This is a genomic window from Mesobacillus sp., assembly GCF_057785455.1.
Map to the genome: position 1 here is coordinate 203,485 of NZ_JBYNSB010000001.1, position 13,351 is coordinate 216,835.

Sequence of the window (13,351 nt, forward strand, 5' to 3'; positions counted from 1 at the left end):
TGGCAGTATTTGTATGTTTATGGAATCATCCAAGATAGAACGCTATTTTGCAAGAATGTGATAATACCGACGAGCGTGACCAGGAACAAGCTGTGCTTGATGGTAAAACGGAACAGGTCCGATTCTTTACCAGCCAATCCTACTGCAGCACAGGCAACTGCAATCGACTGCGGTGAAATCATCTTGCCTGCAACACCCCCGGACGAGTTAGCCGCTACGGCAAGGACTGGATCCATGCCAATCGATGTGGCAGTTATCTTTTGCAGATTGCCAAACAACAGGTTGGCAGATGTATCTGATCCCGTGATGAAAACCCCAAGCCAGCCAAGGAATGGCGAGAAGAATGGGAATAATACCGCTCCTGTTTTTGCCAGAGTCATGCCAAGCGTCGTGCTCATTCCAGATGCGTTTGTTACGTATGCGAACCCTACTACAGATCCAATCGTCAATACAGGGAATTTTAATTCATTCAGCGTTTCGCCAAACGCCGATGCCCAGTCTTTCCAGGAGATGCCGACAATGAATTTAGTAATGATCGCAGCGATCAGGATAGCCGTGCCTGCTGCGCCGAGAACCTCAAGCTTATAGACGGCTGCAACAGGGTCGCCCGCTGCATTAATGACTTTGTTATTCAAAAATGGTACTTCAGGAACATATGTAAGTGCATGGCCGATTGGGTTGATTGCCTTTAACAGCACATTGCTGCCTTCATAATGTCCTGTCAGTGCCAGTTTGATTGCCGGGATACCCCAAACAGAAATAATGGCAGTCAATACAAGGAATGGAGACCATGCCTTGAACACCTGTGCTCCAGTGTTCTGCACCTGCTTTTTCGCACGTACATTTACTGCAGCTGTTGCTGCCAGCTCTTCTTCGGCAGCAAATTTGAAGATTGTCTTTGGCTTCCAGAATTTAAGGAAAACCGCAAGCGCAAATAATGACACTAGTGCTGATAAAATATCCGGAAGCTCCGGTCCAACGAAGTTTGAAGTCAGATATTGTGTAAGTGCGAATGAAACGCCAGATACAAGGATCGCTGGCATGACTTCAAATGCACGTTTAAACCCAGCCATAATGACGATCAAATAAAATGGAATGAATACAGATAAAAACGGCAGCTGGCGTCCGACCATTTTGGAGACTTCCATTGCGGGAATTCCAGTTGGCCCTTCAACAGCGATGATTGGAATCCCAATTGCACCGAAAGCAACTGGTGCAGTATTCGCAATCAAGCAAAGACCTGCAGCATAAAGCGGATTAAATCCCAACCCTACAAGCAGTGCAGCCGAAATGGCTACCGGCGCTCCAAATCCTGCAGCGCCTTCAAGGAAGGCACCAAATGAGAACGCTACCAAAAGTGCCTGCAAACGGCGGTCTTCAGTAATCGAAAGCACGGAGTTTCTAATAATGTCAAATTGTCCAGTTTTTACTGTCAATTTATACAGGAATACAGAAGTGATAATGATCCAGCCTATTGGCAAAATTCCATATACCGCTCCCTGTGATGCAGACATCAATGCCATCCCAGCAGGCATCTTATAGGCAGCCACTGCTACGACCAAAGCGACAGCAAGGGTTGTCAGTCCTGCGATATGGCCTTTCATGCGCTTTACTGCCAGCGCCCAGAAGAAATATAAAATCGGAATCAGTGCGACGATAGCGGATAATGCAAGACTATCTCCTACCGCTGTGAAATTTTGTGTGAACGACATACTTTCCCCCCTAAAGTGTGTGTTTTAGCAATGAACTATTCCCCAATTATTTGTCATCACTTATCAAGAAATCGCTTACATAATATGATAAGGTCATCTGATGACTAGGTCATTAACATGACGTTAATTTGAATTATAGTGTGCCATCGACAAAATTTTCAATATCTTTTTTGAAATTTAGTAAAATATAATTATCTCTCTATGTGATATTTTTAACTGAAATTTACCACTTTGCATCCATTAAAAGTTTTAATCACCTTCCCCTTCACAAGAAAAATTGTATAATGAGTGGTAAGAGAACAAACTTGGAGGCTTTACTTTGCAATATAAAAAAATCAAACCTAAAAAGATATATGAAGAAGTGGCCGAAGCGATCCATGGCATGATTCGCTCCGGACAATTACAGCCTGGAGACAAGCTTGATTCAGTACAGCAGCTGGCCGAAAACTTCCAGGTAGGCCGTTCCGCAATCAGGGAAGCACTGACCGCCTTAAGGGCAATGGGACTTATTGAAATTCGTCAGGGCGAAGGAACCTATGTAAAGGCATTTGAATCGGAGCAGATCAGTTTCCCGTTATCCACTGCAATTCTGATGAACCCAGAGGATACAGCCCATCTGCTCGAGGTTCGTAAAATCCTTGAAGCCGGGACAGTCTTCTCGGCTGCAAAGAAGCGAAATGACATCCAGCTGCAGGCTATGGAAGCTGCATTGGACGAAATGAAAAAGGCAAATGGAAATGAAGAGCTTGGTGAAAAAGCGGACTTGCAATTCCACCTCGCAATAGCCGAAAGCTCACAAAATCCGTTATTAATCAGCCTGATGAATCATGTTTCCGGCTTGATGGGAGAAACGATGAAGGAAACCCGCCGATTGTGGCTATATTCAAAACAAACTACGACGGACCGCCTGCATGATGAGCACTATTCTATTTACCAGGCGATTAAGGAGCAGGACGCAGAAAAAGCGAGGAACCTGATGCTCGCGCATATTGAAAATGTTGAGGACATCCTTCATAAATACATCAGCCAGTCAAAGACAAAATCCTTATAGATGATTTGCCGCTCCTTTTCAGGGTGCGGCATTTATTTTGAAAAAAAATCCTGAAACCCCTTTCAAAAAAATATATTTTTATAGTAGTATTAAATTTAATTAGGGTACGCAGGTTTCAGGTCATCAGATGACCTGTTAATCGAATGCGTATATCATTCGTCAAGGAAAGAGGTTAGACAATGAAGGTAACTCTGTTTGCAACTTGTTTAGTCGATATGTTCCAAAGCAATGCGGGAAAAGCGACAGTGGAGCTGCTTGAGCGGCTTGGGTGCGAGATTGAATTTCCAGAATCACAGGTCTGCTGCGGACAGCCTGCTTATAACAGCGGTTATGTCAAAGAAGCGAAAGAAGCGATGAAATCGATGATTGATACTTTCATAGATGCTGAATACGTGGTGTCCCCTTCCGGCTCATGCATCACGATGTTCCACGAATATCCTCATGTATTTAAGGGTGACCCTGTTTGGGGGCCAAAGGCAAAGAAGCTTGCCGAGAAATCCTATGAGCTGACCCAGTTCATCGTTGATGTTCTAAAAATTGAAGATGTCGGCGCCCGTTTTGAAGGAAAGGTTACATACCATACCTCCTGCCATATGACCAGGCTTCTTGGAGTTAAAAAAGCTCCTATGACTCTATTAAGCAATGTAAAAGGCCTGGAATTCACCGAGCTTCCTGGTAAGGAGCAGTGCTGTGGTTTCGGTGGGACATTCGCCGTTAAGATGGCGCAGATTTCAGAGCAGATGGTTGATGAAAAAGTGCTCCATGTCGAAGAAACAGGAGCTGAGTACTTAATTGGAGCCGACGCTGCCTGCCTGATGAATATCGGCGGCAGAATTGAAAGACAGGGTAAGCCGATTAAGGTACTCCATATCGCTGAAGTATTGAACAGCCGTTAATCACATACATGAAGGAAAAGGAGGGAATTTTTCATGGCAATGAAAATCGGGACGGAGAATTTTAAAGAACGCGTAGAACATGGCATCAATGATTCCTTCATGCGCGGCGCAGTTGCCGGTGCCCAGAACAGCATGGGCGTGCGCAGGCAGACAGCGGCCGAAGAGCTGGGAAACTGGGAAGAGTGGCGCAGCCATGGTGAGGAAATCAGGCAGCATGTCCTTGCAAACCTCGATTATTACCTGGAGCAGCTTAGCGAAAACGTAGCGAAACGCGGAGGCCATGTTTTCTTCGCACAGACTGCTGAACAGGCAAATGATTATATTAAGGGCGTTGTCGCGAAAAAGAATGCAAAAAAAGTCGTGAAGGCAAAATCAATGGTGACTGAGGAAATCAGCCTTAATAAGACTCTTGAAGAAGCCGGCTGTACGGTCGTTGAAACCGATTTGGGCGAATACATCCTCCAGGTGGATGACCATGATCCGCCATCGCACATTGTTGTACCTGCCCTGCATAAAAACAAGGAGCAAATCAGGGACGTTTTTACAGAGAAGCTCGGCTACCAAAAGACCGAGAAGCCTGAAGAGCTAGCATGGCACGCACGCGAAATGCTGCGCCAGGAATACCTGACAGCCGATATCGGCATTACAGGCTGCAATTTCGCCGTTGCAGAAACGGGCTCCTTCAGCCTGGTCACGAATGAAGGGAATGCTGATTTGGTCACTTCCCTGCCGAAAACACAAATCACAGTAATGGGAATGGAGCGCCTTGTGCCGACATTCGAAGAGATGGAAGTGCTTGTCAGTCTGCTGACAAGGAGTGCAGTCGGCCAGAAGCTGACAAGCTATATCACTGTATTGACGGGGCCCCGTCAAGAGCTGGATGTTGATGGGCCGGAGGAATTCCATCTTGTCATCGTCGATAACGGCCGTTCAAAAATCCTTGGCGGCGAGTTCCAATCTGTCCTGCAATGCATCCGCTGTGCTGCTTGCATCAATGTTTGCCCGGTCTATCGCCACGTTGGCGGACATTCTTACGGATCGATTTACTCCGGACCGATTGGCGCTGTCCTGTCACCGCTGCTTGGCGGATATGATGATTATAAGGAGCTCCCTTACGCCTCCACTCTTTGCGGAGCATGTACGGATGTCTGCCCTGTAAAAATTCCGCTGCACCAGCTTTTGCATAAGCACCGACAGGTCATTGTCGAGCAGGAAGGCAAAGCACCGATGTCGGAGAAACTTGTCATGAAGGCGTTCGGACTTGGAGCTGCTTCACCTATGCTGTATAAACTCGGTACTAAGGTGGCACCTGCAGCAATGAATCCATTCACGGTCGGTGACAGAATCTCGAATGGGCCTGGCCCATTGAAGGCATGGACCGAAATCAGGGAGTTCCCTGCTCCTAATAAAGAAAGATTCAGAGACTGGTTTAAAAACCGGGAAAAAGGAGGCAAAGAATCATGACAGGCACAATCCAAAACCGGGAAGCTTTTTTAAACCAAATTGCCAGTTCACTTGGAAGAGATCGTTTATCCAATGGCGTCAATGTTCCTGAGTGGAAGCACCGCCCCCAGGACCAGGTTTTAAAGGATGCGACGCCGGATGAACTGGTTGAAATCCTAAAAACCCAGTGTCTCAAAATCCATACAAGCCTGGTCATGACGAATTCTGAAAAGCTATCCGAAACACTAAATGAAGTTGTGGCAAACTACGGAGGCGGACCAGTCGTTACCTGGAAGGATGAGCGTTTTTCAAAATGGGGACTCGATCCACTCATGAAAAAGGATTGGCCTTCACAAGAAATTGAAGTATACGAGTGGGATCATACAAAAGGTGAAGAAAATATCCGCCAGGCGGAGAAAGCGAATGTCGGAATTACGATCAGCGAAATGACCCTTGCTGAATCCGGTACTGTCGTTCTCTTTTCGGATAAAGACAAAGGACGGACAGTCAGCTTCCTGCCAGCGACCTATATTGCGCTTGTGCCGAAGAGCACCATCGTTCCAAGGATTACCCAGGCAGCCCGCAAGCTGCGGGAATTGCATCATTCAGGCAAACAAGTGGCATCTTGCGTCAACTTCATTACCGGCCCGAGCAACTCAGCCGATATCGAACTGAATCTTGTCGTAGGCGTACACGGCCCAGTTAAAGCAACATATATTGTTATTGATGATCTGTAAGTATCTTCATGCCAGAAACCAACCAAAGCTTTTCATAAAAAATGAGCCGGTCTCCCAAAGGAGATGCCGGCTCATTTCTTTTCTATTGAATCGTATAGCCTCCGTCAATGACGGCTGCCTGACCTGTGATTCCTTTTGCAGCATCACTGGCAAGATATAATACATAATTAGCGATTTCGTCTACAGCCAGCAGGCGTTTTTGCGGAACGAGCGGAAAGATGACTTCCTCGAGTACTTTTTCAAGTGGTACATTCCGTGTCTCCGCTAGGCTTGAGAGCTGATTCCTTACCAGCGGGGTATCTACATATCCAGGACAAACTGCATTTACAGTAATGCCATGTTCAGCAGCTTCCAAAGCCGCAACCTTGGTAAGGCCAATAACCCCGTGCTTGGCGCTGTTATAGGCCGCTTTTCCCGCAAAGCCTACAAGCCCGTTGATGGATGCCATGTTGATCACACGGCCATTGCCCTGCTTTTTCATGACTGGCAAGGCATGCTTCAAAGCGATAAAAGGTGCGGTCAGCATTACTTTGATGAGCAGTTCGAATTTTTCCGTCGGGAAATCCTCGATCATTGAGACATACTGCAAGCCGGCATTGTTAATGAGGACATCAAGTCTTCCATACTGTTCGACGCACTTTGCCACAGCAGCAGCAATGTCCTCTTCATTTGTGACATCGCATTTTCGGCCAGAAGCTTCAAAGCCAAGCTCCCGCAGGCTGGCTGCCGCTTTCTCGACGGCATCCTCCTGAAGGTCAGTTAGAAATACCTTGCCTCCTTGTTCTGCAAAGCTTCTGCCAATCTCATAACCAATGCCCTGGGCGGCCCCGGTTATGAGCACTACTTTATCTTTTACCATCATCAATCTCCTTTCTATAAAACTCAAAATCTATGGCGTAAAATTAAATCCCTAATCCGAACGAGAATAGAATGATTGCAAGTGCCAATCCAAGAAGTGGAACAATAACCGTTACAGCACCTACAGGGTTATAGGCATCCTGATGGGACTCCCCGCAGATTGCCCGAACTGTTGTAACTACATAGCCATTATGCGGCAGTGAATCCAGAGCTCCAGATGAAATGGCTGCAACCCGGTGAAGTGCCTCTGGATTAACACCCATATCCATATAGTGCGGAGCAAGAAGCGGCAATGCGATTACCTGGCCGCCAGAAGCTGAACCAGTCATACCAGCGATTACACTTACAGCAACCGCAGCACCGATTAGCGGACTTCCCGGAATGCTTGTCATCGCGTCAACGGCTGTTTGGAATGCAGGCACCGCCTTGGCTACACCGCCAAAGCCAACTACAGCCGCCGTGTTGCCAATCGCAATCAGTGCACCAAGAGTCCCTTCTGAAAGTGCTTCCCAGAAATTCTTGAAGTACTTTCTGTTCAATACATAAGTAGCAATCACGCCGCCAAGCAGAGCGATGATCAGGGCTGATTGTTTCAGTGAATCATGGAAAATGAACGCAATGACAAGTACGACAAGCAATGGGATCAGTCCCATCAACGGGTTTGGAAGCTGCCTTTTTTCATGGACAGGGTCGGAATCCCTTGAAACAAACTTCTCGCCGCGTTCCACTGCCTTTGTGATCATACGCTTCAGCCACCAGTAACCAAAGATCATCATGAAGACAGCGACAATCAAGCTGACCTCCCATCCGGCATATGGTGACGTATTCAGGAATTCAATCGGAATCCAGTTTTGGATTTCCGGAGATCCTGCCGAAGTCATCGTAAAGGTAACCGAGCCAAATGCCAGAGCAGCAGGGATAAATCTTCTCGGCAAATCCGCCTGTCTGAACAAGCTTAATGCCATTGGATAAACGGAAAAAGCAACGACGAACAAGCTGACACCGCCATAGGTCAAAACAGCACAGGCAATGACGATGGCCAGAACTGCATATTTCATGCCAAACTTCCCAACGATATACTCAGACACACTATCAGCCGCACCGCTATCCTCCATAACCTTCCCAAAGATAGCGCCGAGCAAGAACATCAGATACCAGGATGTCACGAATCCTGAGAAACCAGCCATATAGTTCCCGACAAAGTTGGCAGCCCCTTCTTCTGCCAGTTGCGGAAATAACGGCATTCCGCTAAAAAGTGCTACAAATAACGCGGAGATTGGGCCAACAATAAGCAGGTTCATCCCTCTCATCGTCAGAAAAATCAACAAAGCCAATCCGCCAATCAAACCAATCATACTTAGCATTCAATTTCCCCCTTGTTTTAATTTTTTGCTGGTGCAAATTACTTTGCAAATAATTGAAGCTCCCACCCACTTCCGTTAGGAATGTCAACGCTTACATTTTTGCTTTTAAACTGATGAAAAAATTGCTGATTAATCTTAATGCAACTTTCGTGCCAACTTGAGAACTTGGCTATATCGCGAATTTATTGTGAATTTTCAGTAAAATAAATCCGGAAATTCGGACTTTAGCTATTCTGAATTTACACTTGTTAATAGTTTTACTTTTTTAAGCCCTGTCCTTTTCTAATTGATTTTTTACGTTTTCAACAGTGATAACCATCTTAGGATTTAATAGAAAAAACAAAGTCCGAAAAACCGGACAGCATTCCGGATTTTCGGACTAGAGCAAACCGAACTTATTGAGCTTTTCATATAGAGTAGACCTGCTGATTCCTAATTCTTTTGCCATTAAGGATTTATCATTATGATTCCGGTCCAGGCTTTGCTTCAATACCCACTTTTCTGTTTCTTCCAGGATCTCCTTCAGATTTTTAGTCTGAAAGCGATAAAAAACATTCTGTGTTTTCAGGTAATCAGGCAGTGAATCCAGCGTAATCCTTTCTCCCACGGTTAAATGGACAGCGGCCTCAATCACATTCTCCAGCTCCCTGATATTGCCCGGCCAGCTATAAGCTTTTAGCACGGACATCACCTCTTGGTCCATTCCTGAAATTCGCTTGCCGAGCCGGTTTGTTACCTTGTCAATAAAATGCGAAATCAGCATATCCAGGTCCTCCGGCCGTTCCCTTAAAGGAGGGACACTGAAAGGAACAACATTGATACGGTAAAATAAATCCTCACGGAAGCGTTTATCTTCAATCATATTTTCCAGCGGCCTGTTTGTCGCGGCAATTATCCGGACATTGACGGAGACCGATTTTGTTGATCCAATCGGTTCAATTTCCCCGTCCTGGAGTGCTCTTAACAGCTTGACCTGCATGCTCAGCGGCATATCGCCAATTTCATCAAGAAACAAAGTTCCCCCGTCTGCCAGTTGAAATTTCCCCTTTTTCCCGCCTTTCTTGGCCCCAGTGAACGCTCCCTCCTCGTATCCGAACAGCTCCGATTCCAGCAGGTTCTCTGGAATGGCACCACAATTTACTTTTATAAAAGGCTTCTGATTCCTGCTGCTGAGCTGATGGATGCTGTGAGCAAACAATTCCTTTCCCGTTCCGCTCTCGCCTCTAATCAGCACAGAAATATCACTGTTGGCAACCATTTTCACCTTTTCTTTCAGACTGACAATCTGTTTCGATTCTCCTAAAATATCATCGAGTGAATATTTAATGCCTGAATCAAGCTTCTGCAGATATGGCTGCATCCTGGTCAGCAGACTTTTTACATGGCTGTCCATTTTCATCCATTCCTGCGTATCCCTGAAAAATACTGTTCCAAACGCAGCAATGACCTCACCATTTTTGATAATCGGGACACGGTTGGCAATCATGTAATTTCCCTTTATGTACTGAAGGTCGGCCAATTCCTCCTTGCCTGTTTCTGCGACAATATGCATCCTGGTGTTCTCGATTACTTCCGTCACATGCCTGCCGATCGTTTCCTCACGATTCACCTCAAGGAACTCGCAATAATTGTGATTGATATAAATGATCCGGCCTTCCCTGTTGACCACCACCAGCCACTCTAAAGCGTTCTCCACGATAATTTCAATTATGTCAGCCGGTATGTGCAATAAATTAGCATTCATCATCCGTCACCTTGTTTTTCTTTTTATTTTATCATACTTTTCTGATAACTAAGTTTTTCGAGCAGATGAATTTAACTAAGAAGCTTCTGGAAAGTATGGAATTGATGGTCTTGAACTTTGCTATAATAACCACAATACAGATTAAAGTTGGATACAAAGGGAGTAGTTTATGGAAAATAACGTTTTTGAACAAATGGCAAAAAGATATGATACCAAGGAAAGAATACAATTAGCTAAGGTTATAGTGAAGGAAGTAAAGACAGAACTAGAAAATAGTCTGTCGAAATCTTTAATAGACTATGGAAGTGGAACCGGTTTAATCAGCCTGGAATTATCGCATTTAGTAGATTCCATTTTGTTGGTGGATTCCTCAGAACAAATGCTGGAGGTAGCAGAAGAAAAAATTTCCCGCAAAGGGATTGCTAACTCAAAAGTACTGCATTCAGATTTCACTCAAAAAACTCCTGATCTTAAGGCAGACATCATCTTAATGTCCCTCGTCCTTCTTCATATTCCGGATACTAAAAAAATATTGCAAGAGTTATTCAGCATCCTAAATGACGGCGGCAAGCTAATTATTGTTGATTTTGACAAAAACGAAAACATCCAGCATCCGAAAATTCATAACGGTTTCTCACATGAAGAACTGAAAAAAACCTTATCCGATGTTGGATTTAAATCAATCGAAATCAAAACCTTCTATCATGGTCATTCTATCTTTATGAAGCAGGATGCTTCAATGTTTATATCCAGGAGTATAAAGTAAGATCTTGTGTGTTTTAAAAAAGGACTACTAATCAATCTTACAGTTTAGCGGCAAATCGTCGGACCTGGATCTAACATTATTAAGAAAGATAAATGGATCTGCTTTTTTATCTCCATGCTGAATATAAGATTAAAGTATACAATTGTTCATAAAATTGCAACATCTCCCCCCTTTTTCTGTGACTTATATCACTCAGAAACCTCTAAGGATTTTTTAAAATAGCCTTAAGTTCACTAAAAGGGGGAAATACCATGTTTGTAGCTTGGTTGATTACAATCAGTGTATTTTTAATTTGTATCTATGCATCAATAGTGATTATTGAAGGCGTAAAAGAAAAAGATCAATATGATTTGGCAATCTTACAATCACAATATAAAAATATAGCCATAAACAATAATGTGATAAAGAAAAAAACAGCATAATAAAGGATAAAAATAAAGGATAGATGCACAGGAGAGTATACCTGGCTGCATCTATCCTTTTTCATTACAAATGACCCTTTTTTCAATGATTTTTGCCTCTTTATTTTTTTCTGCTTATTCAACTAAAGCACCCGTTTGTTTAAGTGTAAACCTTCACAAACTCATTAAAAATTGGCATTACTTAGAGCTTCCAGGCTTCTTTTAATAACTTAATTCCTGTATTGATTTCAGTTTCCGTTAATCCTCCAAATCCAAGTAAGATTCTTGGCCCTACGCTTTCTGTTGCTCCGTCATAATATATTGATAATGGATAAACCTTTACACCAACATTCATCGCAGCATTAATTAACTCGTCTTCCTCCATATTGTTTCTTACTTCCAAAACAATATGAAGACCTGATTTTTCACCGATTACGGTTACGCTATGTCCAATATATTTGTTTATGGCTAACATTAGGGTACTATGCTTTTTACGATAAAGGGTTCTCATTTTGTTTAAATGGCTCTGCCAAAACCCTTCCTTCATAAAACGATAAAGAGTATCCTGGTGAATACGAGAAACGGTCTGTTTATAAATAGTAAATTGCTCCTTATATTTTTTCATAAGTTGAGATGGTAAAACCATATAGCTAATCCGTATGGAGGGAATTAAAGACTTTGAAAATGTCCCTAAGTAAATCACACTTTCTTTTGTACTCAACCCTTGTAAGGACGGAATTGGCTTCCCTTTATATCGATACTCACCATCATAGTCATCTTCAATAATATATCCGTTCTTTTCTTCTGCCCATTTGATTAAATCCATTCTACGTGAAATGGGCATTATCATTCCATAAGGAAATTGATGAGACGGAGTTACATATACAACACTTGCATCCGTTTTTTTTAACTGGCTTATATTAATCCCATCTTCATCGAGAGGAATAGGAACCGTACGGACGCCTAGATCTTGTAATGTTATTCTCGTTCTATGGAAGCCAGGGTTCTCAAGAGCATAGATGTATTCTTTACCGATAATCATAGACAATAATCCAATAAGTACCTGTGTACCAGCACCAATTATGATTTGGTCCGCAGAGCTTCTAACACCTCTGGAAGCATAAATATGGGCTGCAATTTGTTCACGAAGGGGCTGCTCCCCTTGTGGACTTCCATTATAAAATAGTTCTCCTTGATCCGCGTATAATGCTTGAACGGTTAATTTCCTCCAACTGGCATATGGAAAGTGTTCTAAATCAACCTTACCTGAATTAAAATCAATTCTGGTATTTACTTGTGCTTTCTTTGTATTTGACTCCAATATTTCTAAACCACTTTGGATAATGATTAAATCATTATCTAGGGTTGTAACAAACAATCCTTTTCGAGGTTTACTTTCTACATACCCCTCCGCACTTAATTGCTCGTATGCAGACTGAATTGTGTTTAAACTTAATCCAAGGTAATTAGATAAATTTCGTTTTGAGGGTAATTTTTCTTTTGGTTTTATCCTTCCAGATAAAATTTCTTGTTTTATGTAATCGGCTAGTTGTATGTACATAGGTTTGTCATTTTTACTATCCAAAACAGGTGTAATTTCAATCATACTTTCCTCTCCCACAACGGCTGGAACCATTAAAATCATCATATCTGGTACTTCCGATTATACCAGATTGCGTTTAAATTAATGGTAAAGGAGATGAACAAGATGGTAAATGAAAAATCAATCTTAATAAAGGAATTGATGAACGAGAAGGAATGGAAAGAAGCCTATCCAGTAATGAAACAATTACGTACCCATTTGAATGAAAAGGAATTCGTTCAATTAGTTAAAGAGGCTTCACAAAAGGAAAATTATAAAATTGCCGCTTTATATGATAATGAAAAAATTGTAGCTGTAACAGGCTTTATGCCTATGATTACTTTATATAATGGTAGGTTTATTTGGGTTTGTGATTTAGTTACAGATTCAGATAGTCGATCAAAAGGATATGGCAAAGCACTTCTAAATTATGTACATAATTGGTCAAAGGACAATGGCTATGATATTGTCTCACTTTCATCAGGATTACAACGAATAGATGCTCACCGCTTCTATGAAAATAAGATGGAATATGACAAGGTTAGCTATGTATTTTTAAAAAGACTTTAAATCAAAATGATGTAAAAAAGACCTGTAAGGGTCTTTTTTTACACAAAGAAAAGTGGTTCTTAATTATCTATTCTTGCTCAACTAACCTCCCTCAATAAATGAAGCCAAAACGCCGATTTACTCATGTTTTCTTAGAATTTCATAGTCGTTTACCTTTCGGTAACTGACCTTATAAATGGAGGAACTTCACTTGAAAGGATATTTTTGGACAGAGTAAGAAAAAAGAG

Annotated in this window: 12 protein-coding genes; 7 read left to right on the plus strand and 5 right to left on the minus strand. The window is 42.8% G+C overall.

The window, feature by feature from the left end; translation table 11 throughout:
- Window positions 1-17: 17 nt before the first annotated feature.
- Window positions 18-1,712, minus strand: coding sequence for an L-lactate permease (locus AC3EBE_RS00960; RefSeq protein ID WP_488593159.1), 1,695 nt, complete (start codon window positions 1,710-1,712; stop codon window positions 18-20).
- Window positions 1,713-2,031: 319 nt separating this feature from the next.
- Here AC3EBE_RS00960 and AC3EBE_RS00965 point away from each other — a divergent pair, with 319 nt between their 5' ends.
- The 4 genes from AC3EBE_RS00965 to AC3EBE_RS00980 all read left to right on the plus strand — a co-directional run bounded on the left by AC3EBE_RS00965 (window position 2,032) and on the right by AC3EBE_RS00980 (window position 5,839).
- Window positions 2,032-2,763, plus strand: a complete 732-nt coding sequence (locus AC3EBE_RS00965; protein ID WP_488593160.1) for a FadR/GntR family transcriptional regulator — start codon at window positions 2,032-2,034, stop codon at window positions 2,761-2,763.
- Between the two features lie 179 nt (window positions 2,764-2,942).
- A complete protein-coding gene (locus AC3EBE_RS00970; RefSeq protein WP_488593161.1) occupies window positions 2,943-3,659 on the plus strand; it encodes a (Fe-S)-binding protein in 717 nt (238 codons plus the stop codon).
- Window positions 3,660-3,692: 33 nt separating this feature from the next.
- Window positions 3,693-5,123 (plus strand): LutB/LldF family L-lactate oxidation iron-sulfur protein, encoded by a 1,431-nt coding sequence (locus AC3EBE_RS00975; RefSeq protein WP_488593162.1) that lies wholly within the window; start codon window positions 3,693-3,695, stop codon window positions 5,121-5,123.
- Window positions 5,117-5,839, plus strand: a complete 723-nt coding sequence (locus tag AC3EBE_RS00980; protein WP_488593177.1) for a LutC/YkgG family protein — start codon at window positions 5,117-5,119, stop codon at window positions 5,837-5,839. Before AC3EBE_RS00975 ends, AC3EBE_RS00980 begins: the two co-directional genes overlap by 7 nt.
- A gap of 82 nt (window positions 5,840-5,921) precedes the next feature.
- Here the strand turns inward: AC3EBE_RS00980 and AC3EBE_RS00985 are convergent, their stop codons facing one another.
- The 3 genes from AC3EBE_RS00985 to AC3EBE_RS00995 all read right to left on the minus strand — a co-directional run bounded on the left by AC3EBE_RS00985 (window position 5,922) and on the right by AC3EBE_RS00995 (window position 9,805).
- On the minus strand, window positions 5,922-6,698 hold the full coding sequence (locus AC3EBE_RS00985) for a 3-hydroxybutyrate dehydrogenase (protein WP_488593178.1): 777 nt from the start codon (window positions 6,696-6,698) through the stop codon (window positions 5,922-5,924).
- Window positions 6,699-6,741: 43 nt separating this feature from the next.
- Window positions 6,742-8,061: a GntP family permease gene (locus AC3EBE_RS00990; protein WP_488593163.1), complete on the minus strand. Its 1,320-nt coding sequence runs from the start codon at window positions 8,059-8,061 to the stop codon at window positions 6,742-6,744.
- A 379-nt stretch (window positions 8,062-8,440) separates the two neighbouring features.
- Entirely contained in the window at window positions 8,441-9,805 is a 1,365-nt protein-coding gene (locus tag AC3EBE_RS00995) for a sigma-54 interaction domain-containing protein (RefSeq protein ID WP_488593179.1), read from the minus strand.
- Between the two features lie 169 nt (window positions 9,806-9,974).
- Here AC3EBE_RS00995 and AC3EBE_RS01000 point away from each other — a divergent pair, with 169 nt between their 5' ends.
- On the plus strand, window positions 9,975-10,571 hold the full coding sequence (locus AC3EBE_RS01000) for a class I SAM-dependent methyltransferase (protein WP_488593164.1): 597 nt from the start codon (window positions 9,975-9,977) through the stop codon (window positions 10,569-10,571).
- 251 nt (window positions 10,572-10,822) lie between these two features.
- On the plus strand, window positions 10,823-10,993 hold the full coding sequence (locus tag AC3EBE_RS01005) for a hypothetical protein (protein WP_488593165.1): 171 nt from the start codon (window positions 10,823-10,825) through the stop codon (window positions 10,991-10,993).
- Window positions 10,994-11,174: 181 nt separating this feature from the next.
- Here AC3EBE_RS01005 and pdxR read toward each other — a convergent pair whose 3' ends face one another.
- Window positions 11,175-12,578, minus strand: coding sequence for a MocR-like pyridoxine biosynthesis transcription factor PdxR (gene pdxR / locus AC3EBE_RS01010; RefSeq protein WP_488593166.1), 1,404 nt, complete (start codon window positions 12,576-12,578; stop codon window positions 11,175-11,177).
- A 102-nt stretch (window positions 12,579-12,680) separates the two neighbouring features.
- Between pdxR and AC3EBE_RS01015 the strand changes: the two genes are divergently transcribed.
- Window positions 12,681-13,124, plus strand: a complete 444-nt coding sequence (locus AC3EBE_RS01015; RefSeq protein WP_488593167.1) for a GNAT family N-acetyltransferase — start codon at window positions 12,681-12,683, stop codon at window positions 13,122-13,124.
- The last annotated feature ends 227 nt before the right edge of the window (window positions 13,125-13,351 follow it).